This window comes from Actinoplanes sp. CA-030573 (assembly GCF_050951115.1).
Taxonomy (GTDB): Bacteria; Actinomycetota; Actinomycetes; order Mycobacteriales; family Micromonosporaceae; genus Actinoplanes.
The window spans coordinates 9,792,463-9,818,064 of record NZ_CP192038.1; the positions used below are offsets into that span (position 1 = coordinate 9,792,463).

The following is a 25,602-nucleotide window of genomic DNA, read 5'->3' on the forward strand; positions in this document are numbered from 1 at the left end:
CAGCCTAGGCATCGCCTGAGCCGGCTACTCGACGTTCCAGAGCCGTCCCACCTCGACGAGGTCGGCGTCGTCACGGTCGATCACCAGGATCGTCTCGCCGGTCCGCTGGGTCCGCGGCGTCGGGTTGTCCACCCCGAGCACGCGAACGACCCGGCCGCTGGCGTCATCCCGCAATCGCGGCACGCCGACGAGGTCGCCGCCCTCCGTCGAACCGACCGCGACGAGCCCGCCACGGGCGGGGATGTCGAAGACCTCGTTAACCCGGAATGTCACCGCAGTCATGACTCGCTGTTCCTCAATCGTTCGAGTGCCGGAATCTCGCTGTCGTACGCCTGGGCCTCCAGGTCTTCCATCGACATGTGCAGATGGTCCCCGGCGCGTTGCTGCTGGACGTGAGTGTGCTCGTGGGCGATCGTAGCCGCTAGCGTCTCCTCGTCCGCGAAGCTCGCGGGCCCGAGACGGATCTCCGAGCCGTTCTTCTCGGAGGGCGTGTAGGCAACCGCGTCCATGTGATCGAGATAGCGGATCTCCTCCGGATCGTTGACGATCACGACGTCGACGTTCCGCAGATCGACATCCATCCGGCCGGCAACGTTGTGCACGTTGTCGAGAGTCATGGGCGTTCCCGATCCGTTGTCGAGAACCTCCTGATTGGAACGCGTCTGACCCCTGCTGAAGAAGTCCCGGGTCGCCGGCACGTCGGATTTCCGGTTCGTGTCCGTCTCGCCCGGCCGCTGGTGATCGATGTTGTTGCCGACTTCGGGCTGTCGCGCCTCTTTCTGCGCGCGCAAGTCATCAAGCTTCTGCTGGAACTCGGGCGAAGGACGCAGCCCGGCCGGTTCGCCGGACTTGCTCCGCGCCGCCTCCTGGGGCCGCGTGCCTTCGGCCACGCGCTGCTGCGGCTGAGATTCCACCTGCTGTCTCCCACCCACATCAACCCGCTGCGGCTGCCGGCCCGCTGCCTCGGCCAGCGGCTGCCGAACCGCTGCATCTTCCGCCCGCGGCTGCCGGACCGCCGCATCTTCCGCCCGCGGCTGCCGGACCGCCGCTTCCTCCGCCCGCGGCTGCCGGACCGCCGCTTCCTCCGCCCGCGGCCGCTGCGCCGCACCCTCCGCCCGCGGCTGCCGAACCGCCACCGCCTCGGTGCGGGACTGTTGCGCCGCCTCCCGCGCCGCCTGGTTTTCCGCTTTTGCGGCACGGTGGTCCACCGCCTGGCCGGCGTCCTGCCGTGCCTCCTTCTGCGCCCGGAAGTCATCGAGCTTCTGCTGAAACTCCGGCGAGGGACGAAGCCCAGGCGCTTCGGATGTCCCGTTCCGCCCCGCCTTCTCCGAATGGCGCGCCCCACCGTCGCCCTCGCCCACCCGCTGCTGCGGCGGCCGATTGCCCTCGACCCGGTGCAGCGCCGCGCCATTCTCCGGCCGATGCCCAGGCGCCACGTGCTCCGACCGCTGCGCAGGCCCGGCGTTCTCAGCACGCCGCGCGGGCACGCCGTTCTCCGCACGCTGCGCGGACGCGACGTTGTCCGCACGCCGCGGGGGCGCGCCATTCTCGGCACGCTGCGCGGACGCGACGTTGTCCGCACGCCGCGGGGGCGCGCCGTTCTCCGCACGCTGCGCGGGCGCGACGTTGTCCGCACGCCGCGCGGGCGCCCCGTTCTCCGCACGCTGCGCGGGAGTTTGCTGCGGGCCCTCCGGCTTCGGCGCGTTCCGGGACGCCTCCCGGGCGGCCGAGTTCTCCGCCTTCGCGGCACGGTGGTCCACCGCCTGGCCGGCGTCCTGCCGCGCCTCCTTCTGCGCCCGGAACGTGTCCAGCCTCTGCTGCATCTCCGGCGACGGCTTCAACGACTCCGGTGGCTTGGGCGGCGGGGGCGGCGGCGTGTCGGTGCGGGTGGGCGTGTCAGCCAACGTCGCGTGCTGCCTTCCGCGCCTGGTGCTCGTCGAGCCTCTCGGCCATCACTCGCTCACCGGCCGCACGTAGCCGCCTCGTTCGAGCTCGCTCAACGGGGTGTGGAAGCGGTACTGCATCCCACCGCCGTCCCGCTCCTGGTAGTAGGACGCCACCACGCTCTGCGAGAACGAGTCGGGGGGCAGCGGCTTGAGTATCTCCCATCGTGCGCTGACCTGATCGGTGTTGGTTCCGGGTCGCAGGGTGCGATCGCTGATCGGCGTGCCGCTCGGGGCGTAGAACTCGCCGTCCGGCCGGCCGTATCGGTCGATCTGCGTGCCCGGCGGCAGGAACTCGGCCGACTGCTTCAGGTCCTTGGGTTTCTCCCACAGGTGGCCCAGCGCGCCGAGCCCATCCGGGTCGCCGGGTCCGTTCGGATAAAGGCCGGAATCGGACGGACCCGCGCCGGGCGGTCGCGGCGGTCGCTTCCCGGGGCCGCCGCCGCTCGCCTCCGTCGCCGGCGACTCCTCCGCCCTCAGCGCCCGGAAATCGTCGATCTTCTTCTGGACCTCCGGGGAGACCCGCTGTTCGGTGAGTCCGGACGCGGTCCCGGCCTTCGGCGCATCGTTGCGCGTCGGATTGTCAGGCATGAGCTTCCTCCGCGGGTGCGGCGACGAACAGGTCCTGGATCCACTCCCCGGTGCGGAACGCCTCGGCCGCCGCCAATGCCAGCCGGTTCGGCCAATCCGGTGAGGTCACTGTGGAACCGACCGCCCTCTCGACCGCGGACGGCGACTCGGCGCCGAAGATGACGTGGCGCCGGGCGTTCGGGGCGCCGAGGTCGATGCTCATCCAGAAGCGGACCCATTCGGCCTGCTCGGCGATGGTCTCGCCGGCGATCTCGCGGGTGAGCAACGACGGCACGCGGGGATCGGCGGGCGCATCCGGTGGTTGCGCCAGGAGCAGATCAAGGACGGGACCGCAGCGGTACGCCGGCGCGACGAACTCGGGCTCGTCGGACGAGCAGCCGGTGAGCAGGGCCGACACCACGTGCCCGGCCAGCGCGAACGGGTCGGTCCCACGGCCGAGCACCGCCGACCGCACGCCTACCGCCGCCTCCACCGCCTGGGACAGCACGCAGTCGCGCACCCGGGGCTCCAGCGAGCGCAGGACCGCCAGGTGCTCGTCCCACAGGGTCGGCCGTGGCTTGCCGGTCAGGTGGGCGACCACGGACGTCTCGGCCAGCAGCGTCAGCCAGGGGTGGTCCTCGATGATGCGCTGCGACGTGCGGATCGTGCGCAGCGTGCAGGCCTCGGCCCGGCACGACACGCCGCAGGTCGCGCTGCGCCGGCCGATGATCGGGTCGGGCGCGGCGGTCGGGGTGCGGCCGCCCTGCTCGCGGGCGGTGCCGTCGGGCAAGCGTACGAGAACGGGTTGGTCCATGCCGTCGGCGAACGTCGCCGCCGTGCCCGGCGGCAGGGTGACCAGGAACTGGGACTGGCGCTCGGTCAGGTTCACCGTCGCGCCGACCGCCTCGCGATCGTCGGCGGCGGGCAGGCGGTGCAGGAACTTGACCGCGGTGTTCTTGATGACGTCGGGGACCAGCTTGCTCGGGATCTGCTCGGCGATGATGAGACCTTCGCCGTACGCGCGAATCTCCGCCAGCAGTGACGCGAAGAGCTCCACCGCATGGGCCGCCGGCCCGGGCTGCTCCTGGCGGCGTAGCAAGCGGTGTGCCTCCTCGAAGACGCTCAGATGTCGCAGTCCGCGCGTCAAAAGATCGGGAGAAAGACGCGTCTCGACGCGAAGGTGCTCGGTGAGCTGGATGAGCAGGCCGCCCATCAGGAACGCCTTGTCCCGGTCGTCGCCCACGTCCTCGATCTCGAAGACCACGTTGCGCCGCATCAGCGCCGCGAAGTCGAGCGGATGGCCGCCGTCGAAGAACCGCCCGGTCGTGCCCAGGCGCAGGCTCGACAGCCGCACCCGGATGAAGCCGCGGACGTTGTCGGCGATCTCCTTGCCGTACCCGATCTGGTCGACCACCAACTCGGCCGTACGCTGCAGGTCGCCTAGGGTCGGGTAGCGCGGCCGATGGCCGGCCGTCCGCGGCTCGCCCAGCGCGAGATCCCAGCCCAGCTCCTCGTAGCAGCGGGTCAGCGCCCCCGCCAGCACCTGCGGGAACGGCTCCTCGGCCTCGAACGCGGCGAGGAACAGCGACCGGGTCAGGTCGAGGTGGGTCTGCAGCGGGAAGCCGGCCGCCGGTTGCAGCGGGTTGAACCCGGCCGGCGGCGCCAGCGGGTCACCGGGCCGGATCGTGATCACCTGGTCGGCGCCGATCCGGTCGGCCATCTGCCGGTACTCGGCCTTCGCCGGCTCGACGACCATCCACGGGATGCCCTGGCCGGTGGCCGACTCGAGCAGGTGACGGACGGTCTGGGACTTGCCGGCGCCGGTCGCGCCGCAGACGAACGTGTGCCGGTTGAGGCTGCCGCGCGGGATCTCCATCGGGCCCACCGGCGTGTCCGTGCGGTCGAGCACCGACCCGGCGGTCAGCGACTCCGGGCCGTGCCCGAGCGTCTCCGGCGTCACGTCGAACTCGGACCGCATGACGTAACGCAGGCCGGGCACCTCGTCGGTGGGGGCGACGGCGAGCGAGGCCAGCAGCGGCGAGCCGGCCAGTACGGGCGAGTCCGGCACCTCGTCGAGGGCCAGCACCTTGTCGAGGTCGCCGACCACGCCGGTGGGCGCGAGCGCGTACGGCTGCCGCCCGAGATCGGCCGAGGCGCACAGCAGTCCCGCCACCGCCGAGGCCGCCTGCGCCGTCTCGCCGCCGACCAGCAGGTGCACCCGCCACATCCCGGTCGAGCGGCCCTGCTGCAGCTCGCGGTGCCGGCGCTGGAGACGGGCGGCCGCGATCGCGTGCTCCGGAGACTGTGCCTTCGACTGGGCCTGGCGTTCCTCGAGCGCGACCTGGCGGGCGGCCTCCAGCACCTCGGCCGGGGCCACCGGCTCGGCGAGCACGAACCAGGCGAACCCGGCGTGCCAGACGTGCAGCAGGCATTCGTCGAGCGTGGGCCGCGGGTCGTCGTCGCGCAGGGTCGGGTCGTCGGCCAGCAGCCCGTCGGTCAGCCCGGCGACGCGCGTCCACTGTGGCATCGCGCGCAACGAGCTCAAAAGATCACCATGCCCGTACGGGTGACCGAGCGCCCCCGGCGGCAGCGAGAGCGGGATCCTTCCCCGCCCGTCGGGTTCGCCCGTCACGCCGCCGGACGCGAACACCTCGACCGGCCGGCCCGCGGCGCGGCGGTGCCAGCCGAGCAACAGGCTCGCGCCGCCGTGGTAGGCCGACACGATCCCGGCCAGACGCTGCCGGCGGCTTACGTCGGCGCCCTGGTCGTCCCGCGTCGACGACGATGACGGCGGCCGCCGCGACAGCTCCAGCACCCGGCTGACCGGCAGCCGGGCGAACAGCTCGGCGGCGGCGGTCACTGCTGACCGCCCCACGGTCCCTGGTAGGGCTGCTGCGGGTACTGCGGCTGCGGCTGGCCGATCGGCGCGTTGCCCCAGCCCTGCAGAGACGGCCCGGCCGCGGTCTGCGGGCTGGCCTCGTGCGCGGCCAGGGGCTGCGGCTGGGAGACGGTCACCTGGCTGGGCTGGCGGGTGGCCGGGATGACGGCCTCGTTCGGGTCGGGCAGCGGCGGCAGGTCGAGCGGGCCCATCGACACCCGGGGCAGGGTCACGATCGCCGGGTCGACCTCGACGGCCTGGATCACCGAGCCCCGGCCCTGGCCCTTGACCAGCACCATCGCGTACTCGGGAAGGTCCTGGAGAACGCGCGGCTCGAGGGCGTACTCGTAGACGCGCTGCACGGAGCTGGCGTCGCTCCAGTTGGTGCCCTTGGCCGTGGACTCGGTCTGGCTCCAGTTGCGGGTCTTGCTCCAGTTCGTCCCGTACGACGTGCTCTTGCCGTGCTTGCTGTAGCTCTTGCTCTTGTTGCCGCCGTGCGTCTCGGACTCGCCGTAGGTGTCGGCCAGCGTGTGCGTCTCGTTGCCGCCGAGCGTGCGGGTCAGCTGGCTGAGCACGAACTTGTGGCCCTTGCCGATGTACTCGGCGGCCTGGTTGGCCTCCTGGTGGTTGCCGAGCCGCATGAGCGCGACCTCGCCGCCGCCGATGGTGTGCAGCGACTCCTCCCGCAGATGACCGAAGAACAGCACCAGGCGTACGCCGCGGCGCTCACACAGCGTGCTCAGCTTCTCGATCGAGCGGTGGTTGACCTCGTCCGCGCCGAGCAGGACCAGCGAGCCCATCGGCGCCGACTCGCGCCGCACCTGGCGGGCCAGCCACTGCACGATCAGGTCCTTGAGCAGCTCGTTCTGCGCGTTGCCGCCCGCGCCGTCGGCGATCAGGCAGGTCAGGTCGGTGAGGCCGGGAGTGGACGACTCGCTGCCCATGGCTTCCAGCGGCTGCAGGAACGCCTCGATCCGGCGCAGGTGGGAGTGCATCTGCCGGCGGCTCTCGTCGGGCTGCAGGTCGAGCAGCCGGCCGCTCTCCTCGGCGGTCAGCGCGGCCTGCACCGGGCGGTCGGTCAGCACCCGCAGCGCGGCCAGCAGCCGGGCCATCGTGATCGCCGGGGCGAGCACGTCGCAGATCTCGCGCAGCAGCAGGGCGTCCTGGTGGCGCTCGGCCCGGTTCGCGCCCTGCGCGTCGCCGTACATGGCCTCGACCAGGCAGTCGACCAGCTCGCTCGGCTCGAGCCCGGCGACCAGGTCGAAGCGGGCCAGCTCGGAGGGCAGCCGCAGCTCCTGCACCGAGCGCTCGGTCATCGCGGCCAGGTCCATCAGCTCACCGCAGAGCGCCTCGCCGGTGAAGTCGACGAGCGTCATGTGGCCGCGGGTGGCGAGCAGCGAGCCGCCGAAGACGGTGAGGACGGCCTCCCAGCCGTACGTGGTGCCGCCGATGATGTCCACGCGACGGGTGCCCGGCGACGGGGTCGCGGCGGCCCACTCGAACATCGTGTCGACGGTCTGTTGCTGCTGCTGGTCGTACCACTGGCGCCGGCCGTCCCAGTCGGCGAACTGCCGCGCGTACTCCTGCTGGATCTGCTCCTGCGCGGACTGGATCGCGTTCTTGGCCAGCTGCGGCATGATGCCGAAGACGACCGCGCCGACGACACCGGCCCCGAAGGCCAGGAAGGCCAGGAACCCGACGCCCGCACCGACGTTGCTGCCCTGCTGGCCGAGGGACGCGAAGCCACCACAGCAGCTGATCAGCACCGCGAGGCCGACGCCGGCGCCGAGCGAGATCAGGATGCGCCGGGCCAGGCCCCGCTGCGCGCGGTGGAGCCGTTCCAGGAGGTGCGGTGGCACCATCCCCGGCTGCGGCGGCGGTTCCATGAACTTGCGCCGATAGAGATTCCGGTCGTTGAAGATCCACCCGAGACGCTCGCCGGGCGTGGCGAGCATCGGGAGCGGATTCGCATGAGGCACGACGTCGGTCATCGCGGCGGGCTGCCTTCCGGGGCTTTCGGGGATTTGATTTCATTGGAGCCAACCACCGAGCGCGTTGAAAAGACCACGTACATCTAGGGTGTACGTTTCTGGTCAATCGGCGACCACCGTCCGGCCGAACGGCGGAGATGAAAACCCATGAAGTGGCTGTTGCTCCTCCTCCTTTTCCTGCTGATCGCCGGCGCGCTCGCGGCGGTCGTCAACACGGTCGGCGACACCCGCTTCTTCCTGCGGCTACGCCGCCCGAGCTGGGACCGGCAGCGGCCCCGGCCGCGCTGCCTGCAGTGCCGCGGAACGGGCTGGGTCGACCGCGAGCCGGAACGAACCCTGAACTTCGTCGGCGACGGTTTCGAGGACCGGCACGCCCCCGCCCGGATGTGCCCCGCATGCGGCGGAACCGGCGAAGCGCCGCAGCGCTGACATTCGTTTCCGGACGCATTTCCATCGGCGCTTAGCGCATTTCGGCGCGCATTGTGGAGCGGCGGTTCGTGCCGTCTTGGGGCACCTATTCGGACGAGGGGCGAGTCATTCCGGCGACCGCCATCGGGTGAACGGCGGTCGCCGGGCGGCGCCCACGTTCCCGCCGGAGAGGACCACGCCGATCCGGGCCGGGACCGGGCTGCTCGCCCGCCGCCGGGGCCGTCCGCTTTCCCCCGCGCCGTTCGGACCACCACCCCGCTGCCCGGAAGGGCACCGTCGCCGGGCGGAGGGGAAGCCGCTCATTTACAGGGATGAATTCGTCTTTTACCATCCTGTACGCAACGGCTCGCACATTTTCGAGCACGAGCGCACACAGGAGGTCTCCCCCGTGGATCGTCGTACGCTCCTGGCCTCGGCCGCGGCCGTGGCAGCCGCCGCTCCCTTCGCCGGCGCCGAGTCGGCGGCCGCCGCCGTACCCGGATACGTCACCAACCGGACGCCGCTCAAGCCCGACGCCTTCCTGCGGCTGCCGCCGGGCGCGACCAGGGCCGGCGGCTGGCTGGCCACGCAGCTGGGCTATCAGCTGAACGGGATCAACGGCCGGATGACCGAGGTCTCGCACTTCCTCCAGTACGACAACACCGGCTGGATCCACCCGAACCTGACCGGCTGGGAGGAGGTGCCGTACTGGCTGAAGGGCTTCTCGAGCCTCGGGTACGTGACCGGCGACTCGCGGGTGCAGACCGAGACCGCCAAGTGGGTCGACGGCGTACTCGCGACCCAGGCGAGCGACGGCTACTTCGGGCCGACGGGACTGCGCACGAGCCTGAACGGCGGCCCCGACTTCTGGCCGCACATGCCGATGCTGCACGCGCTCCGGACGTACGGGGAGTTCACCGCCGACGCCCGCATCGTGCCGTTCTTCACCCGCTTCTTCCAGTTCGTCAACGCGCAGGGGCCGAGCGCCTTCAACCAGAGCTGGGGCAGCCAGCGGTGGGCCGACACGCTCGAGGTGGTGTTCTGGACCTACAACCGGACCGGCGACGCGTTCCTGCTCGACCTGGCCCGGAAGATCCACTCGAACTCGGCGAACTACCTGAACAACCTGCCGTCGCTGCACAACGTCAACCTCGCGCAGGGGTTCCGGGAGCCGGCCGTCTACTCCGTCCTCAGCGGCGACGCGAACCACCGGCAGGCTTCGTACCAGGACTACAACACGATCATGAGCGCGTACGGGCAGTTCGCCGGTGGCGGCTTCGCGGGTGACGAGAACGCCCGGCCCGGGTTCGGCGACCCGCGCCAGGGCTTCGAGACGTGCGGGATCGTCGAGTTCATGGCCAGCCACGAGATCCTGACCCGGATCACCGGCGACCCGGTCTGGGGCGACCGCACCGAGGACCTGGCGTTCAACTCGCTGCCCGCGGCGCTGGACCCGCAGCAGCGCGGCATCCACTACATCACCAGCGCCAACAGCGTCGCCCTGCTCGACCGGCCGGGGCACGCCGGGCAGTTCCAGAACGGGTTCGCGATGCAGGCGTACATGCTCGGCATCGACAACTACCGGTGCTGCCCGCACAACTACGGCATGGGCTGGCCGTACTACGTCGAGGAGATGTGGGTGGCCACCCCGGACGGCGGCCTGGCGGCGACCCTGCACGGGCCGGCGACGGTCACCGCGAAGGTCGGCTCGGGCGTTTCGGTCTCGATCAAGGCGGCCACCACGTATCCGTTCGGCGACACGATCACGTACACGGTGAGCACGCCTTCGACGACCTCGTTCCCGCTCTACCTCCGCGTGCCGGGGTGGTGCGCGAATCCGGCGGTGACGATCAACGGGTCGGCGGTGGCGGTGGCGGCCGGTCCGGCGTACGCGAAGATCTCCCGCAGTTGGGTCAACGGCGACAAGGTCGTGCTGCGGCTGCCGATGCAGGCGAGGACCCGCACCTGGACGGCCAACCACCGGTCGGTGTCGGTCGACTTCGGGGCGCTCGCCTTCTCGCTGGCGATCACCGAGAACTGGGCGCAGACCGGCGGCTCCTCGACCTGGCCGACGCGCGAGGTGCGGCCCGGCTCGGCCTGGAACTACGGGCTAGACGGCGGGACGCAGTTCGCGGTGACGACCGGGCTCGGCAACGTCGACGATCCGTTCGTTTGGGGGAATGCGCCGATCAAGATCACGACGCCGGCCCGGAAGATCCCCGGCTGGCAGGCGGACGCGGACACGATCGTGACGCCGTTGCAGGACAGCCCGACGCCGTCGAGCGAGCCGGTCGAGCAGATCACGCTGATCCCGATGGGCGCGGCCCGGCTGCGGATCACCTCGTTCCCGACGATCGGCGCCGGCACGCCCTGGCAGAACGGCAGCGTCGCGTTCCGCATCCAGAACCAGAACAGCGGCAAGGTCCTCGGCGTCGACGGGATGTCGGTTCTGAACAGTGCTCGCGTCGTGCAGTTCGCCGACAACGGCACGGCGGACCACCTGTGGCGGTTCGTCCCCGCTTCGGACGGCTGGGTCAAAATCCAGAACGTCAACTCCGGCAAGCTGCTCGGCGTCGATGTGATGTCCACGGCGGACTCGGCGCAGGTGGTGCAGTTCGAGGACAACGGGACCGCCGACCACCTGTGGCAGGTGCTGGACAACGGCACTGGTTATCTTCGGATAAAGAATAAGAATTCCGGCAAGGTGCTCGCGGTTGCCGGGATGTCGACGGCCGACTCGGCCAACGTCGTGCAGTTCGCCGACAACGGCTCGGCCGACCACAATTGGCGGCTGATCCCCGACGGCAACGTCAAACTGCAGGTCACGCACACCAACGATGTGCTGGCGATCAACAACATGTCGACCTTGAATGGTGCTCAGCTGCAGCAGTATCCGCCGGTCGGTTCCGCCGACCATGTCTGGAAATTTCAGGATGTAGGCGGCGGCTACGTCGCCATCGTCAGCACCATGGACGGGAAATGTGTCGACATTTCCGGCCAGTCCACCGCCGACGGCGCGAAGGCCGTCCAGTGGGACTACCTGGGCGGCACGAACCAGCAGTGGCGCCTGGCCTGGTCGGGCCCGAACGTCTTCACACTGGTGGCCCGGCACAGCGGCAAGGTGCTCGAGGTGCAGGGCCAGTCCACCGCCAACAGCGCCGACGTCGGCCAGTGGCCGGACCTGGGCCTGCCCAACCAGCGCTGGCGCATCATCCCGGCCTGACGCTCGACGTTGCTGCCGCGTCTGCGTCGGCATCGGGAGCTAGTCGTGTTTCCCGAGCTCACGGAGTCCAACCGGGATGGCCCTCACGGCCTGCAACGATTGACCCATGACTCTGCTACCCGCAGCGCCTGGCCAGGCACGGTAAGCATCAGCCACACCACGCTGACCGCGATCATCTCCGACGTGCTGGGCTCACTTCGGCAATCCGGCATAGGCCAGCTCGCGCTGGTGAACGGGCACGGCGGCAACTACGTCCTCGGCAACATCGTGCAGGAAGCCAACGTAGAGCGACCGACGATGACCCTGTTCCCGGCGCGAGAGGACTGGAACTCCGCCCGCGAGGCGGCCGGCCTCGCCAGCACCGGCCACGACGACATGCACGCCGGCGAGCTTGAAGTCTCGGTGCTGCGCCACGTCGCCCCCGAACTGCTGAAACCAGGCGTTGAGGACAGCGATCACCACGCTTCCGAACGCAAGCTGCTCCTGGTCCACGGCATGGCCGCGTACACCGAGACCGGAGTGATCGGCGCGCCGTCAAACGCCTCCGCCGACAAGGGCCGGATGATCCTCGACAGCCTCACGGCGACCTTCAAGGAGCATCTCGACGCACTGACCGCGTCCCAATAGCGCCCGGCGGCTGACCGGCGTGGTTCCACGTGCTGGCACAGCCTTTTATCCACACCCGCGGCTCAGGGCTTCGCCGGCTCCTCCGGGCCGCCGGCCTCCTCTGCGGGCTTCGTGTAAAGCACCGCTCGAGCCTGCTCCGCGGCCCGCACGATCGCCTCCGCGACAAAGTCCACGAACCGGGCCACATTCTCCAGCCGGGCGGCCGCCGGAGTGCCCGCACCCAGCACACCGACGCCCTGGCGGGCCGTCTCCGCGAGCTGGGCGTTGACCCGGGCGCTGGCGATCATCGACTGGTAGAGGGCGTCGTCGTCGACGGCGTAGCGCTCGCGGCGGCGGTCGTCCTGCTCGCGGCGCATCAGGCCCTGGTGGTCGAGCAGGGCGACCGCCTTCGAGATCGAGGCGGGGCTGACCTGCAGCCGCTGCACCAACTCGGCGGCGGTGTAGCTGCCGGCATCGCTGGTGTAGAGGCAGGTCAGCACCCGGGCGGCGATGTGTGGCAGCCCCGACGCCATCATCAGCGTCGTGAACGTCTCCTGATATTCGCGCACGGCTTCGGGATCACGACCGTGCTCGTCGGCCGGCGCCTCGCCCCGTGCCACGGCCGGCTTGCGCCGGTGGGCACGCCGCTCGGTGGCGCGGTGGGCCAGATCGGCGCGGTAGCCGGTCGGGCCGCCGTTGCGCATGACCTCGCGGGTGATCGTCGAGGTCGGACGGTCCAGACGCCGGGCGATCTCGGCGTAGGCGAGCCCCTCCGACACGCCCAGCGCGATCTGCTGACGCTCCTGCTGGGTGAGCCTGCCTCCCGGCATCGCGATCTCCCTTTCGACGGCCCGACGCCGCCAGCATAGCGTTAACTTTTCAACTAGTGCAACGGCCGGCGCGGCCAACGTTGCATTGAAATCCAAACGGTTGCAATGATTTGAAGGCTAGGAGCTGGTATTTAAGCTGACAAGTGCAACAAGCTTGTTGCTCGATTCGTGAACGCAACGTAGCGTTTCCTCCATCGGAAACAATGAACGAACGAGCAAGGAGCTCACGATGCCGCACTTCGCCACCCCCGCCGCCATCACCGCCGTCATCGACATCCCCGCCGGCCGCGTCCAGCTGGTCGCTGCCGAGCGCACCGACACCGTCGTCGACATCCAGCCCGCCGACCCCGCCAAGAGCCGGGACGTCAAGGCCGCCGAGGAGACCACGGTCGAGTACGCCGAAGGCGTCCTGCGGATCGACTCCTCGGCCAAGAACCAGATCTTCGGCCCGTCCGGTTCGATCGAGGTCACCGTCCAGCTGCCGGCCGGCTCGCACGTCCGGGCCCGGGCGGCCAGCGCCGGCTTCCGGGCCGTGGGCCGCCTCGGCGACGTGGTCTTCGACGGCGCCCACGGCGAGATCAAGCTCGACGAGGCCGCCACCGCCCGGCTCACCATCTCGGCCGGCGACGTCACCGTCGGCCGTCTGACCGGATCCGCCCAGATCAGCGCCCAGAAGGGCGACATCACCATCACCGAGGCCGTACGCGGGGAGCTCGTCCTCACCACGCAGGCCGGCTCGATCACGGTCGTCGCCGCCCCCGGCGTCTCGGCCTCCCTCGACGCGGCCACCGCCTACGGCCGGATCAGCAACGGCCTGAAGAACGACGGCACCTCCGAGCTCGCCGTGCGCGCCACCACCTCGTACGGCGACATCACCGCCCGCAGCCTGTGAAGAGAAGGATCAGCGAAACCATGACGAACCTGGCCATCGCCGCGACCGGACTGCGCAAGTCCTACGGCGACAAGCTCGTGCTGGACGGCGTCGACTTCGCCGTCCCCGAGGCGACGATCTTCTCCCTGCTCGGTCCGAACGGCGCCGGCAAGACCACCGCCGTGAAGATCCTGTCCACGCTGATCTCGGCCGGCCCCGGCTCGGGCGAGATCCGCATCGGCGGCCACGACCTGGCCGCCGATCCGCAGGCGGTGCGCGCCGCGATCGGCGTCACCGGGCAGTTCTCCGCCGTCGACGCCCTGATCACCGGCGAGGAGAACATGCTGCTCATGGCCGACCTGCACCACCTGCCCCGGCGCGACGGCGTCCGGGTCGCCGCCGAGCTGCTCGAGCGCTTCGACCTGGTCGAGGCCGCGAAGAAGCCGGCCTCCACCTACTCCGGCGGCATGAAACGCCGCCTCGACATCGCCATGACGCTGGTCGGCCGCCCGCGCATCATCTTCCTCGACGAGCCGACCACGGGGCTCGACCCGCGCAGCCGGCACACCATGTGGCAGATCATCCGCGAGCTGGTCGCCGACGGCGTCACCGTCTTCCTCACCACCCAATATCTCGACGAGGCCGACGAGCTCGCCGACCGGATCGCGGTCCTCAACGACGGGAAGATCGTCGCCGAGGGCACGGCCGAGCAGCTCAAACGGCGCATTCCGGGCGGGCACGTCACGCTGCGGTTCGACGACCCCGCGGCGTACGAGAAAGCGGTCGTCGCCGTGCCCGGCAGCGTCCCCGACGACCAGGCCCTCACCCTGCAGATCCCCAGCGACGGCAGCCAGGGCGCGCTGCGCACGATCCTCGACCGGCTCGACGCGGCCGACGTCCAGGCCGAGTCGCTCACGGTCCACACCCCCGATCTCGACGACGTCTTCTTCGCCCTCACCGCCACCTCGGAGGCCACCCGATGAGCACCGCCGTCCGCGACTCCTCGACCATGCTGCGCCGCAACCTGCTGCACGCCCGGCGTTACCCGTCACTGACCCTGAACCTGCTGCTCACGCCCGTGATGCTGCTGCTGCTATTCGTCTACATCTTCGGCGGCACACTCAGCGCCGGGATTGGGGGAGGTGGTCCCGACCGGTCGGCTTACATCGCGTACATCGTGCCGGGCTTGCTGTTGATGACCATCGGCAGCACCGTGATCGGCACCGCCGTCTCCGTCGCCAACGACATGACCGAGGGCATCATCGCCCGCTTCCGCACCATGGCCATCCACCGCGGCTCCGTCCTGGTCGGACACGTGGCCGGGAGCGTCATCCAGGCGATCCTGAGCGTCATCCTGGTCGGCGCCGTCGCCGTCGCGATCGGCTTCCGCTCCACCGACGCCACGCCGCTGGAATGGCTCGCCGCCCTCGGGCTGCTCGTCCTCTTCGCCACCGCGCTCACCTGGATCGCGGTCGGCATGGGTCTGGTCAGCCCGAACGCGGAGGCAGCCAGCAACAACGCCATGCCGCTGATCCTGCTGCCGCTGCTGTCCAGCGCCTTCGTCCCGGTCGACACCATGCCCGGCTGGTTCCAGCCGATCGCCGAGTACCAGCCGTTCACCCCGGCCATCGAAACCCTGCGGGGCCTGCTGCTCGGCACCGGCATCGGCCACAACGGCTGGCTGGCGGTCGCCTGGTGCGTCGGGCTCGCGGTGCTCGGCTATTTCTGGTCGACCTCGAAGTTCAACGCCAGGAACGACTAGGAGTTGGACCGTACCGCCGATGCGTGGCGCCGGACCATCCACATACGTTCAGATCCGTGGATCCATTGGACGTCGCCGACAAGGTGTCGTCCGTGGCCGGCGCCGTCATCGGCGGTGCAAGCCTGGTAGTCGCGCTGACGCAGGCGGGCGGGTCTCCCTCGACCCAGCGCGCGAGCGCCGGCAGGGGTCGGCGATGGCTTACCGGAGTGGCTCTGACTTGCGGCGTCGTGGCAGTCGCGGCTGGTACCTTGCACACCTTCCATCCGCTGCGCAACGTGCCGGCGCTGCCCATCTCGATCGTCGCGGCGGCCTCGGCGGTCGGGATCCTGATCGCTCAGTCGATACTCCGGCGCCGGCGGCCCCTGCTCGAGCACCCGGGTCTTCGGTCCGTGCTGCGCGACGAGCGGGAAGAGGCCAATCGGCATCGGTACCGCTTCGCCGGACACACGCCGGCGCTGCCGAAGATCTACGTGGAACAGCACGCGGAACGGGTGGGCTCCACCACGAAGCTGGTCACTCCCGCGGAGATGCTCGCCGCCTCGATGCACGCGGTTGTCGTCGGCGGTGCCGGGATGGGCAAGTCTTCGCTGCTGGCCCACATCGTCTACGACCAGTGCCAGTGGTTGCTGGATGCGACCCGGTCAACCGGACGGAACTCCGCTCCGTACGGCGCGGTCGTGCCGATGTTGCTCCCGGCGTCTACCATCGTGGACCGCAACCTGGACCGTGCCCTCGAGGACCTTGCCGCGTCCTATCAGATCGATCCGGCGGAGCGCCCGGGGCCCGGCCTGCGCTGGCTGATCATGGTGGACGGGCTGGACGAGCTGTTCGACCAGGCCGAGCGATCCAGCGTGCTTCTCCAACTCGACGCGGTGATGAGCGACCAGCGGGACGACCGCCGGTTCCTGGTCACCACGCGGCCGTTGCCGTTCGGGGAGCTCAACGAGCTGCGGTCCAAGGCGAACTATCATCTCCGGCCGTTCGAGCAAGCAGACCTCGTGAGCTTCGCCGGCAAATGGTTCACCGAGCGCGTCGGCTTGACCGAGGAGGCCGACCAGCTTGCCGGCCGCTTTCTGGCCCAGCTCAACGCCGCCAAGCTCGACGTCATGGCCCAAGTGCCGCTGCTGGCCACCATTGCCGCGCTCGTCTTCGACGCCAATCGTGTCGAGGCGCTGCCGCCGAGCCGCGAAGGCCTGTACCGAAAGTTCCTGGGACACCTTCTCAGTGGGCGCATCCTCCATCGGGCGGCGACGCCCGGGCACCGCGACGGCGGGGAGAGCGCCTTCTGGGCCTGGCTGCTCGAGGAGCGCACGACGCTGTTGCAGCAGGTCGCCGACCATTACATGTCGGGCGAGCGTGACGCCATCATGCGGACCGCCGCGCGCTGGACCGGCGAGAACGCGCCGGCCGAGCTGCTGGAGGCCGCCTTCTCCTGGGACGTCGTGCTCCGTACCTTCCTTGACGCGTCCGGCGTCTTCACGCACCGCCGCGAGGACAGCCTCGACTTCATCCACCAGAGCGTCGCCGAATACCTCGCGGCCGGCGCCCGGTCCCGAAGCTTTGACTACACCGAGTGGGTGCAGTTGGCCCGCGCTACCGCCACCCGCAACTTCGCGATGTTCATCCTGGCGCGCAACGACGAGGCCGACTTCAACGGCGTTGTCTCGACACTGGCCGAGACGGGCGGTGAGTACGCCGTCGTCGCCGGTGAGGCCCTGGTCGACGGGATCGCCGTCGATCCGGCACTGCGGGAACGTGTAGTCGAGGATCTGATCCGGCTGGTGACCGGGCAGGACCGCAACGCCATCGGCGCGGTACGGGTTCTCGCCGAGCTGGCCCTCGACGAGGCTCTGGGCACCCGGCTCGCCGACATAGCAACGTCGCGCCGTACCGACCCCTGGGTCCGCGGATTGCTCTCCGAAGAGCTGCTACGGGTGCCGGACATCGGGCCAGGCCCACTCATCGCCCTGGCCGTCGATGCCGACGCCGACCCCGATGCCCGACGATGGGCGAGCGCCAAACTGGCCTCCCGCGGGTGGCCGGCGCCGCAGTTCACCCCGCCCGAAGGCCGGCGGACCGCCCGCTCGCAGAACTGGTTGCGTACCCATCTATTGCAGACCAACGCGGTCGAGGGCGCGCCCGGCGACCGGCTGATCTCGGCCGTCCTGCTCCTCGAGGACGGCAACAACAGCGCGAAGCCGATCGTGGCGGACCTGATCCGCACGCCCTCCATCGACGCGAACCGCCGTCTGGACGCGGCCCGCAAGCTGGTGCAGACCAGTTCGGAGCTCGAGATCTCCGAGCTGCTGGCCGCACTCTCGGACCTGTCTGACCGGCCCGACACCGTGGCGCCGCTCGGCATCGCACTGGCTGAGGACGGTCGCCTCGAGGCCCGCCGCTGGTTGATCCGTGCCGAAGCCGCCGATCGGACGATCGTCGATCGCTATCCGTCGGTCGCGGTGCTGATCGCCGACGAGAAAAGGGACGCTTTCCCGTACACCGATGAACGGAGTGCGGTCACGCCGCTGCGTCCGGATCACAGCCTGCCGTACCTCTCCGCCCTCAACGACGCCGACGGGCAGCAACTGGCCGAGCTGGCCGAGGCGCTCGAGCACCTTCCGCTGGCACTCCACATCGCGGTCAGTTGGATCGTCAAGTCCGGCACCTCCCCGGCCGACCTGCCGGCCGCACTCGCCGGACACCGAGGATCGGGTCTTGATCGGTTGCTGACCCACGTCTTCACTCGCCTGAGCGGCGACGACCCGGACCTAATGGCGGCGCTCGAGATCGGCGTCCTCTTCGGCCAGGCGCGTGATCTCGTCGTCGAGGCCTGGGAGGCCAGAACCTCGCCGCAGGCAAGGACTTGGTCGGCGGCCCTCACCGAGCTGCACGACCTCGGGTTGCTGACCGGCGCCAGGTCGGAGCGGGTCGTCACGGTCCATCCGCACGTAAGGTCCGCGCTCCTGTCGTACCTCGGCGTGGACGGCGCCCGCCGGTACGCGCCGATGATCCGGGCGCTCTGCGGCCGCTCGCGCCCGGGCTCGCCCCATCGGGGGATCAGCTGGCCGGCCCACCGGGCCTTGGACGAGCTGGCCGCGGTGGTCGACTCGTGGGATCTGGACAACGCCAGGGAACGGCAGTTCCTGATCCGGCTCGTCGACTACCGGCGGGCGGTCGGCAACATCGGCGCAGCCGAGCGGCTCATCGCCGTCCTCGCCGATGCCGACATCCCGGAGGTACGGCGCCGGGCGGCGGAGCTGATGATCGCCACCGGGAACGCGCCGCCGGACAAGGAGACCGGAGTCTCCGTGCTGGGTGGCCGCCTTGCGTGGCTCGGCCTCGCCGTGGCCGGGCGTTTCGGCGAGGCCGCCGATCTGGGCGTGGCCGACCTGCCGCGCGTACGTGCACAACTGGGGTCCCGCCACCGCGACACGCTGGCGACCGAACTGGCGCTAGCGCTCGTTCTGCAGGGTGCCGGCCGTACCCGCGAAGCTCACCGCTTGGCCGGGTGGATCGCGGTGGGCGCGCCGGAGCTCGCCCGGACGCGTGATCCTCTGGGAGCGCACGCCCGCACAGTCGTGGCGGCGGTCCGCACCGGTGAAGGCGCGGCCGAGCACATCGAGGATATGCAGACCTCGAACGTGGCCACCGCCGAGGCCGCCTTCGGCGCGGCGCACCCGGTCGTGATCGACGCCAAGAGGGTGCTCGCCATGGTTCTTCGGTCCGCCGGTCAGTTCCGCGAGGCGGCGTGGCAAGCCGAGAAGTTCCTCGGCGAGCTGCCCGCGGAGGACACCCGGCTCGAGGTTCTGGCGCTGCGCAGCGAGCTGGCGGACTCCCTGCGCCGGACCGGCCGGGAACATCTCGCGGTGCAGCAGTGTGATGCGGCCCTGCGCCAACTTCGGAGCTCGCGTCCGGACGACGATCCGCTGGTGCTGGCCGCGATGGCGAACCTGGCGGTCTGCCTGCGGGACGCCGGCGCCGGGGATGACGCGGTCGAGCTCAACGCGAAGGTACTGCGCGCGATGCGGACTGAGATCGGCGACGACGAGCCCTGGACGCGGACGGTCGCCGGCAACGCTGAGCGCCCTGAGGGCGTCCCGTGGACCGCCATCACGTGGCGTCTACCCGTGGTGTTCTAAGCCTCGGGTCAGCTCTTGATGCAGCAACCCCGGCAGACCTTGGGCGTGGGCAGCGTGAAGGCCAGACAACAGGTCTTGCGCTGGACGTCGAGCTTTCCCGCGGCGCCGGGGACCAGCTCGATCAGGTCTTCGACGCCCAGCGCCTCGTGCAGCCGGGCGATCGTCTCGGCCGACGGTCCGGGCAGCACGTCGGCCGAGCGCAGGACGCCGTAGGCCACGCCCGACGAGAGCGAGCCCAGCAGCGTGCGCTTGCCCAGGCGGACCCGGGTGTGCAGCGCGTTGAGCAGGGGCGTGAGGTGCTCGTCGAGGAGCGACCGGCGCAGCTCGGCCAGCAGCGCGTCTTCGTCGGGCACCACGCGTACGTGCGAAAGACCGCTCAGCGCAAGCGGATCGGTGGCCAGGACCGCGACCGGGGTGTCCGCGCGCAGGCCGAGCGTGATCAGCGGGCGCGGGTCGTCGAAGTGCGTGAGCACGTTCGTGCTGGTCAGCAGCGGGACCCGGCGGGCCGAGGCGAAACCGAGGACGGCCGGGAGCGCCAGCCAATAGGTGTACGCCTTCCAGGCCATCGCGGCGGCGGCGTGCGGCTGGGCGTTCCACCGCTTGCCCGCGGCGTTCAGCAGGAGGTCGAGATCGGCGACCAGGTCGGAGGCGGGACGCCAGGCGGCCGGGTCACGGACGACCAGGCCGGGCGCGAGACCGGGGATCGCCGTATTCGTGCCGAACATCGCGGTGAGGGTGGCGGTGATCGGGGCCAGCGGCTCGGGACGAGTGCGCGGGCGGAGGGTCGTGGTAACCGCTCTCACCTCGCCAATCCTCGTTACCGGTGATGTGTCCGGACGCTCCAAGACGACCCACCGTACACCTCTAAGGCTAGCCTAACCAACGCCCCCAACCCGATCCTTTCGGACGAATACCCTCAGCAAGGGTTGCCTAACCGTACGTTGATGCGTTGCCGGATTCGTCAAGGTATCTGTCGGCTACGCGCTACTAGCACCTTGCGGACACGAGGCGGCGGTGACACTGAGGTTCTCGTCGCGAAGGGGACATCGATGATGACCACCTCGCCCGTCGAGCGGGCCGCTGACCAATTCGTTACGGCGCTGGCGCACTGGCGGGTCGAGCGCGGGATGAGCAAGAAGCAACTCGCTGCGCGCATGGGCTTCGATCCGTCCTATGTCAGCCACGTCGAGGGACGCCGACATAAGCCGACCGAGGACTTCGCCCGCCGGGCCGAGGCGGTCCTCGGTGCGGGCGGGGTGATCTGGCAACGCTTCCAGGAGTACGACGAGTTGCGCCACGCCCGGGGCACGGCGTTGCACCGCGACCCGCCGGTGCCGGTGCAGTGGCTTCCGCCCGGGACCGGGCTGATCGTCGAGCAGGAGATCGCCGAGCTCACGTACGCCGACGGCGCCTACCGCTGCCGGGTCCGGCGCAGCCTCTACAACGCGGGCGCCGAGCCCGTCACGCGGTACCTCGTGAAGATCGCCGTGGACCGCTACCCGCACGATCCGGCCGGCTCCAACCGGCACCACCGCGAGCACCCGCTCACCTTCGACGAGATGGACCTCGAGGCCGTGGCCGGCGAGGGCGACGCCGGCGAGCCGATGCAGTGGCGGGTCAAGCTCGACCGGGACGCGGCCAAGGAGGTGTGGCTGCTCTTCGCGAACGAGCGCGGGCAGTTCCCGCTCTATCCCGGCCGGCGGACGGTCATCGAGTACGCGTACACGGTCGGCGCCGAGAAGTGGGGCCAGTGGTTCCAGCGGGCCGTACGGCTGCCCACCCGGCGGCTCACCGTTCGGCTCAACTTCCCGGCCGCCTTCGATCCGCAGGTCTGGGGCGTGGAGACGTCGCTGGCGGCCGAGGTGCCGGTGCGCACGCCGCTCGAGCGGCACGAGGAGGACGGCCGGGCCATCTTCGAGTGGTCGACCGACTCGCCGCTGCTCAACGCCCGCTACCGGCTGGAGTGGCGGTTCCGGGGGCCGGGCGCTCCCTCGTACGCGGAGTTCGCCCCGGCCGAGCGCAACGGCGACCGCCGCGCCTCCCACCAGATGCGCGGGATCGGGATCGTGCAGCGCGGCTCGGACCTGCTGCGGCAGCGCGCCCGGCACTTCCAGCTGCCACGCGAGGAGGCGCAGGCCCGGGAGACGGTCGACGCGCTGCTCGCCTCGCTGCGCCGGCTCGAGGACCTGCATGACTTCAGCAAGGGCGTCGGCCTCGCGGCGCCGCAGATCGGGCGGTCGGTGGCGGCCGCGGTCGTACGCCCGCCCGACCGTGCCGCCGAGCCGGTGGTGCTGCTCAACCCGAGGATCGTCGGCGAGTCCGGTGACCGGGACGAGCAGTATGAGGGCTGCCTGTCCTTCTTCGACTACCGCGGCCTGGTCAAGCGGCCGCTGCGGATCGAGGTCGAGCACGCCCGCCACGACGGCGCACGGGTGATCACGTCGTTCGAGCGGGCGATGGCCCGGCTCGTGGCGCACGAGATCGACCACCTCGAGGGCCGGCTCTACGTCGACCGGATGAACGCCGAGTCCAACCTCGTCCCGGTGGCGGACTATCACCAGACCGGCCGTCCGTGGGATTACTAGGACATGTTGCTGAAGCTGTCGTACTTGATCCGGATCGACGGGACCTGCAGCTCGGCCAGCGTCTTGAGGGTCGCCTTCACCATCGGCCCCGAGCCCGAGACGAAGAAGTCGTGATCGCTCCACGGTCCGTAGCGCGCGACCACGTCCGAGATGTTGCCCTGCTCGCCGGGGAAGGTCGGGTCGTCGCTGCACGCGGTCACCACCGACAGCCACGGGTAGCGCGCGGCCAGCCGGTTGAGATCCGCGAGGTCGTAGAGGTCCTCCCGGTTGCGGGCGCCGAAGAAGACGTGCACCCAGCGGGTCCGGTTGTAGCGGGTCAGCTCCTCGAGCAGTGACTTGATCGGGGCGAGTCCGGTGCCGCCGGCGATGAAGACCGCGTCCCGGGTCGACCGGCGATCCAGGTTCATGGTGCCCATCGGCGCGGCCAGCTTGATCATGTCGCCGACGGCGAGCCGGCGCACGAGTGCGCTCGATACCCAGCCGGCGCCCACCGCGCGTACGTGGAACTCCAGGGTGTTGTCTTTTCGCGGCGCGTTGGCCACGGAGTAGGTGCGCCACATCCGAGACTGATATTTCGGGCATTCGATGCTCAGGTACTGACCGGCCCGGAATTCGAGGGGCTGCATCGGCTGGACCGTGAAGACCGCGATGTCCTGGGCACGGCGCTCGTGCGCGACCACCTCGCCGTACCAGTAAGGGGGGTTGGGATCGGCCTCGGCGCCGGCGAGCATCCGGGCGGCGATCACCGCGTACGCGTCGGCCCAGGCCTGGTCGTACTCGATGCTCCACTGCTCGCCCGCGTGCCGGCGCATCGCCTCGATCAGGGCGCCCCCCACGACCTCGTAGTGTTCCGGTTCCACGTGGAACTTCCGGTGGTCCCGGCCGAGACCCTTGAGGTAGTCGTCGAACTTCTCCGGATCGTCGAGCGTCTGCACGGCGGTGACGATCGCGTGGAGCAGCCGGGAGCGCTGCAGATCCATCTGGACCGGGAACAGGTCGCGCAGGTCGGGGTGAGACAGGAACATGCGCGCGTAGAAGTATCCGGCGACCTTGTCCTGATGCTCCTCGACGAGGCTCCAGCTCTCCTTGAGCAAGCGAGCGAGGTCTCCCATGTCGTTCAGGGTGGTCAGCTCAATCGGGTACCCGACGCACCGAAAGTGCGACTCGTCTCAATGTTCGGCGCGTCGCTTGCCCGGATAGGTCCGTTTGTGCTTAGGCGAGCGGTCTCCTTTGAGTGATCGCCCTAGGGTCTGTCCCTAGAGTTGTCGCGTGACCTTGGATCGAGCCCGGCCGGACCGGCGCGTCCTCACCGTCGAAATCGTGATCGTCCTGCTGCTGTCGCTCGGGCAGTCGGCCGTCTACGCGGTGGTGTCGCTGATCGCGAAACTCACGGCCGGCAAGCCGCTCTCGTCACAGGCGGCGGTGCTCAACGCGTCGGTCTCGCCCCGGCCGTACCTTGATCTCACGTACCAGCTGCTCGGGATCTTCTTCGATCTCGTACCGGTCGCCCTGGCCCTCTATCTGCTCGTGCGCGACCGCGTCTCGGTGCGGCGGGAGCTGGGCATCTCGCTTTCCCGGCCGGGCTTCGACCTGGGCTGGGGCGCGTTGCTCGCCGCCTGCATCGGGATTCCCGGCCTCGGTCTGGTGTACGTCGCGAAGCTGCTCGGCCTCAACGCCCAGATCGTGCCCTCGGCCCTCGCGCCGCACTGGTGGGCGATCCCCGTGCTGATCCTGTCCGCCATCGAGAACGCCGTGCTCGAGGAGGTGATCGTGGTCGGCTACCTGATCACGCGCCTGCGCTCGATGGCGGTGCCCCTGGGTTGGATCGTCGTGGCGTCGGCCGTGCTACGCGGCTCCTACCACCTGTACCAGGGCTTCGGCGCGTTCGCCGGCAACGCCGTGATGGGCGTGGTGTTCGCCCTGTTCTTCCTCCGCTTCAAGCGCGTGATGCCGCTGATCGTGGCGCACAGTCTGCTCGACATCACGGCCTTCGTCGGTTACACCGTGTTGCCGCATTCGTGGCTTACCTGGGTCTAGGCTTCTTTCTTCTTGTAGAAGGCCTCGGCTTCCTTCTTGTAGAAGGCCTCGGCTTCCTTCTTGTAGAAGGCCTCGGCTTTGTAGAAGGCCTCGGCGCGGACGGCCACCGTCTCCGCCGACGCGGACCCGGCCAGGAACGCGGCGAGCAGGCCGGTGCCCGGAAACCACCGATTGACCAGGCGCACGAGAGCCCACCCACCGGCCTGCGCGGCGATCATCCGCCCCAGCCGCCAGACCGCACCGCTGACCCCGCCATCCTCATAGGCCGGCACTTCGGCGCTCGCCAATGCCGCCTCGGCGTCCCCCGCCGTCGGATGAACCCGGGTGATGACCAGCAGATCAACCGCCCGTCGCGGATCAACCGGATCTCTCCCGTACGCCGCGGCCACGTGCAGAATGAGCTCGGCGTGCGTGACAGCGGCCGTCCCCAGCAACGTGATCGGGGCGTAGGAGCCCGCGACCGCCCCGAAGATGCTGCCGATGCTCCCGACCCGGGTGAATTGCCGCCGAGCGAGCCGAGCTATGGCCCGGTCATCGGCGTGGGGGTAGTCGGCGCGGATCTGCTCGGCCCAGGCACGAGCCCGAGGCCCGAAGGTCTGGACCGCGGCCAGCGCAAGCAGCTCGGGCGCGTGACCGGGGTCCGCAACCAGTTTGGCCCAGGTGTCCTTGATTCGCTCGTCGGGCGTTTGCTCCGCACGAAGTCCCGCACCCGCAAGCGGCGCGATCGGCGCCGCTTCGGTCGGCTTTGTGTCCGCTGTCGCTGGCTGAGCCGGTGTTTCCTGAGCCGGCGCCGCTTCCGTTGGCCTCGCCTCCACGAGCCCGGCCTTCACGGGCCCGGCCTCCGCGGGCACGGCCTCCGCGGGCACGGCCTCCACGGGCCCTGCCTTCACGGGCGCGGCCTCCACGGGCCCTGCCTTCACGGGCCCTGCCTTCACGGGCGCGACCTCCACGGGCGCGACCTCCACGGGAACGGCCTTCACGGGCCCGGCCGCGGCGGGAGCCGTGGCCGCGGCGGGCGGTGCGGCCTTGCGCGGGGCGGCTCGCTTAGCCGGGGTCCTCTTCGCCGGGGTGACCTTCGCGGCAGGCGTGGCTTTTACTTGCTTGGCCGCCTTCGCCGGAGCCGCCTTCCTGGCGGGAGCGGGGTCCGGCGGCGTCGCGCTCTCTTGGGCAGCTTTGTCTGGAGCCGGGCTCTCCTCCGCTGCTGTCTTCGGCGCCGCGCTCTCCTCGACTGCGGTCGCTGGGGCCACGCTTTCCTTCGCTGCCGTTTCCCGCGCCGCGGTTTCCTGTGCCGGGATAGCCCGGGCGGCCAGGCGCTCCGGTTCGGGCTCCGGGCGCGGCGGTCGTGCCTTGCGGGGCGTCGCCTTCTTGGCCGGCGGGGTGGCGCTCCCGGCCGGCGGGGTGGTGTCCTTGGCCGGCGGGGTAGCGCTCTTGGCCGGCGGGGTGGCGTCGGCGGGCGGCCGGGGACGCGTACCGGATGGGGTGTTTCGCCCCGGACGGCTCGGTGTGGAGGCAGATGCCGGGATCTCGCCCGGGTGATTCTCGGCACTCGGCGGCTGGAACATGACCGCCGGCGCCGACTTGGCGGCGCGGCGAGGGGCCGGTGCGACCGGCTTTTCCTCCGGCTGGGCCTGCTCGGGAGCACTGAACGCGGGCCGCGCGGTTCGACCGCGGCGCTCGGTGGGCGGCTTCTCCTCCATGGGGTGGCAGCCTAGTCGCAAGTCGCGCATTTCACCTGCTGGAGTCCGGTGCGGCAGGCCGG

Annotated in this window: 18 protein-coding genes; 9 read left to right on the forward strand and 9 right to left on the reverse strand. The window is 70.3% G+C overall.

The window, feature by feature from the left end; translation table 11 throughout:
* Positions 1–24: 24 nt before the first annotated feature.
* From ACQP2F_RS45465 to ACQP2F_RS45485, 5 genes are read right to left on the reverse strand one after another with little or no spacing between them, the layout of a single operon-like run.
* Positions 25–282, reverse strand: a complete 258-nt coding sequence (locus ACQP2F_RS45465; RefSeq protein ID WP_433299167.1) for a hypothetical protein — start codon at positions 280–282, stop codon at positions 25–27.
* Positions 279–1,904 carry a hypothetical protein gene (locus ACQP2F_RS45470; RefSeq protein ID WP_433299169.1) on the reverse strand — a complete coding sequence of 542 codons (1,626 nt, stop codon included), beginning with the start codon at positions 1,902–1,904 and terminating at the stop codon, positions 279–281. The genes ACQP2F_RS45465 and ACQP2F_RS45470 overlap by 4 nt, the downstream gene beginning before the upstream one ends.
* Before the next feature lie 48 nt (positions 1,905–1,952).
* On the reverse strand, positions 1,953–2,534 hold the full coding sequence (locus ACQP2F_RS45475) for a TNT domain-containing protein (RefSeq protein WP_433299171.1): 582 nt from the start codon (positions 2,532–2,534) through the stop codon (positions 1,953–1,955).
* A complete protein-coding gene (locus ACQP2F_RS45480) occupies positions 2,527–5,388 on the reverse strand; it encodes a helicase HerA domain-containing protein (protein WP_433299173.1) in 2,862 nt (953 codons plus the stop codon). The genes ACQP2F_RS45475 and ACQP2F_RS45480 overlap by 8 nt, the downstream gene beginning before the upstream one ends.
* Positions 5,370–7,382: a hypothetical protein gene (locus ACQP2F_RS45485; protein ID WP_433299175.1), complete on the reverse strand. Its 2,013-nt coding sequence runs from the start codon at positions 7,380–7,382 to the stop codon at positions 5,370–5,372. Before ACQP2F_RS45485 ends, ACQP2F_RS45480 begins: the two co-directional genes overlap by 19 nt.
* A 147-nt stretch (positions 7,383–7,529) precedes the next feature.
* Between ACQP2F_RS45485 and ACQP2F_RS45490 the strand changes: the two genes are divergently transcribed.
* The 3 genes from ACQP2F_RS45490 to ACQP2F_RS45500 all read left to right on the forward strand — a co-directional run bounded on the left by ACQP2F_RS45490 (position 7,530) and on the right by ACQP2F_RS45500 (position 11,640).
* Positions 7,530–7,811 carry a hypothetical protein gene (locus tag ACQP2F_RS45490; RefSeq protein ID WP_433299177.1) on the forward strand — a complete coding sequence of 94 codons (282 nt, stop codon included), beginning with the start codon at positions 7,530–7,532 and terminating at the stop codon, positions 7,809–7,811.
* A 388-nt stretch (positions 7,812–8,199) separates the two neighbouring features.
* Entirely contained in the window at positions 8,200–11,013 is a 2,814-nt protein-coding gene (locus ACQP2F_RS45495) for an RICIN domain-containing protein (RefSeq protein WP_433299179.1), read from the forward strand.
* A gap of 45 nt (positions 11,014–11,058) precedes the next feature.
* The gene (locus tag ACQP2F_RS45500) at positions 11,059–11,640 is read left to right on the forward strand and encodes a creatininase family protein (protein WP_433299181.1); all 582 of its coding nucleotides are present in this window, start codon (positions 11,059–11,061) and stop codon (positions 11,638–11,640) included.
* Between the two features lie 62 nt (positions 11,641–11,702).
* On the opposite strand, the gene ACQP2F_RS45505 is transcribed toward ACQP2F_RS45500, so the two are convergent.
* Positions 11,703–12,449 (reverse strand): helix-turn-helix domain-containing protein, encoded by a 747-nt coding sequence (locus ACQP2F_RS45505; protein ID WP_433299183.1) that lies wholly within the window; start codon positions 12,447–12,449, stop codon positions 11,703–11,705.
* Positions 12,450–12,678: 229 nt separating this feature from the next.
* Between ACQP2F_RS45505 and ACQP2F_RS45510 the strand changes: the two genes are divergently transcribed.
* The 4 genes from ACQP2F_RS45510 (at position 12,679) to ACQP2F_RS45525 (ending at position 19,221) form a co-directional block, all read left to right on the forward strand.
* Positions 12,679–13,341: a DUF4097 family beta strand repeat-containing protein gene (locus ACQP2F_RS45510; protein WP_433299185.1), complete on the forward strand. Its 663-nt coding sequence runs from the start codon at positions 12,679–12,681 to the stop codon at positions 13,339–13,341.
* Positions 13,342–13,361: 20 nt separating this feature from the next.
* Positions 13,362–14,303 (forward strand): ATP-binding cassette domain-containing protein, encoded by a 942-nt coding sequence (locus tag ACQP2F_RS45515; protein WP_433299187.1) that lies wholly within the window; start codon positions 13,362–13,364, stop codon positions 14,301–14,303.
* Positions 14,300–15,082, forward strand: a complete 783-nt coding sequence (locus ACQP2F_RS45520; protein ID WP_433299189.1) for an ABC transporter permease — start codon at positions 14,300–14,302, stop codon at positions 15,080–15,082. Before ACQP2F_RS45515 ends, ACQP2F_RS45520 begins: the two co-directional genes overlap by 4 nt.
* Positions 15,083–15,330: 248 nt before the next feature.
* Entirely contained in the window at positions 15,331–19,221 is a 3,891-nt protein-coding gene (locus tag ACQP2F_RS45525; protein ID WP_433299191.1) for a tetratricopeptide repeat protein, read from the forward strand.
* Positions 19,222–19,229: 8 nt separating this feature from the next.
* Here ACQP2F_RS45525 and ACQP2F_RS45530 read toward each other — a convergent pair whose 3' ends face one another.
* Positions 19,230–19,946, reverse strand: coding sequence for a hypothetical protein (locus ACQP2F_RS45530; RefSeq protein WP_433307905.1), 717 nt, complete (start codon positions 19,944–19,946; stop codon positions 19,230–19,232).
* A gap of 327 nt (positions 19,947–20,273) precedes the next feature.
* Here ACQP2F_RS45530 and ACQP2F_RS45535 point away from each other — a divergent pair, with 327 nt between their 5' ends.
* Positions 20,274–21,806 carry a peptide deformylase gene (locus ACQP2F_RS45535; RefSeq protein WP_433299193.1) on the forward strand — a complete coding sequence of 511 codons (1,533 nt, stop codon included), beginning with the start codon at positions 20,274–20,276 and terminating at the stop codon, positions 21,804–21,806.
* Here the strand turns inward: ACQP2F_RS45535 and ACQP2F_RS45540 are convergent.
* A complete protein-coding gene (locus ACQP2F_RS45540) occupies positions 21,803–22,918 on the reverse strand; it encodes a globin domain-containing protein (protein WP_433299195.1) in 1,116 nt (371 codons plus the stop codon). The two genes, ACQP2F_RS45535 and ACQP2F_RS45540, sit on opposite strands and share 4 nt — an antisense overlap.
* A 157-nt stretch (positions 22,919–23,075) precedes the next feature.
* Between ACQP2F_RS45540 and ACQP2F_RS45545 the strand changes: the two genes are divergently transcribed.
* Positions 23,076–23,843: a CPBP family intramembrane glutamic endopeptidase gene (locus ACQP2F_RS45545; protein ID WP_433299197.1), complete on the forward strand. Its 768-nt coding sequence runs from the start codon at positions 23,076–23,078 to the stop codon at positions 23,841–23,843.
* Here ACQP2F_RS45545 and ACQP2F_RS45550 read toward each other — a convergent pair.
* Complete coding sequence (locus ACQP2F_RS45550) at positions 23,840–25,540, reverse strand: hypothetical protein (RefSeq protein WP_433299198.1); 1,701 nt, start codon at positions 25,538–25,540, stop codon at positions 23,840–23,842. The genes ACQP2F_RS45545 and ACQP2F_RS45550 overlap by 4 nt on opposite strands.
* Positions 25,541–25,602: the final 62 nt, after the last annotated feature.

What these genes read in the sequence shown, in the direction of transcription:
- ACQP2F_RS45510 (WP_433299185.1), top strand. Translation starts at nt 12,679, where the DNA reads ATGCCGCACTTCGCCACCCCCGCCGCCATCACCGCCGTCATCGACATC.
- ACQP2F_RS45540 (WP_433299195.1), bottom strand. Translation starts at nt 22,918, where the DNA reads ATGGGAGACCTCGCTCGCTTGCTCAAGGAGAGCTGGAGCCTCGTCGAG.
- ACQP2F_RS45505 (WP_433299183.1), bottom strand. Translation starts at nt 12,449, where the DNA reads ATGCCGGGAGGCAGGCTCACCCAGCAGGAGCGTCAGCAGATCGCGCTG.
- ACQP2F_RS45515 (WP_433299187.1), top strand. Translation starts at nt 13,362, where the DNA reads ATGACGAACCTGGCCATCGCCGCGACCGGACTGCGCAAGTCCTACGGC.
- ACQP2F_RS45485 (WP_433299175.1), bottom strand. Translation starts at nt 7,382, where the DNA reads ATGACCGACGTCGTGCCTCATGCGAATCCGCTCCCGATGCTCGCCACG.
- ACQP2F_RS45535 (WP_433299193.1), top strand. Translation starts at nt 20,274, where the DNA reads ATGACCACCTCGCCCGTCGAGCGGGCCGCTGACCAATTCGTTACGGCG.
- ACQP2F_RS45520 (WP_433299189.1), top strand. Translation starts at nt 14,300, where the DNA reads ATGAGCACCGCCGTCCGCGACTCCTCGACCATGCTGCGCCGCAACCTG.
- ACQP2F_RS45465 (WP_433299167.1), bottom strand. Translation starts at nt 282, where the DNA reads ATGACTGCGGTGACATTCCGGGTTAACGAGGTCTTCGACATCCCCGCC.
- ACQP2F_RS45475 (WP_433299171.1), bottom strand. Translation starts at nt 2,534, where the DNA reads ATGCCTGACAATCCGACGCGCAACGATGCGCCGAAGGCCGGGACCGCG.
- ACQP2F_RS45530 (WP_433307905.1), bottom strand. Translation starts at nt 19,946, where the DNA reads ATGTTCGGCACGAATACGGCGATCCCCGGTCTCGCGCCCGGCCTGGTC.
- ACQP2F_RS45550 (WP_433299198.1), bottom strand. Translation starts at nt 25,540, where the DNA reads ATGGAGGAGAAGCCGCCCACCGAGCGCCGCGGTCGAACCGCGCGGCCC.
- ACQP2F_RS45490 (WP_433299177.1), top strand. Translation starts at nt 7,530, where the DNA reads ATGAAGTGGCTGTTGCTCCTCCTCCTTTTCCTGCTGATCGCCGGCGCG.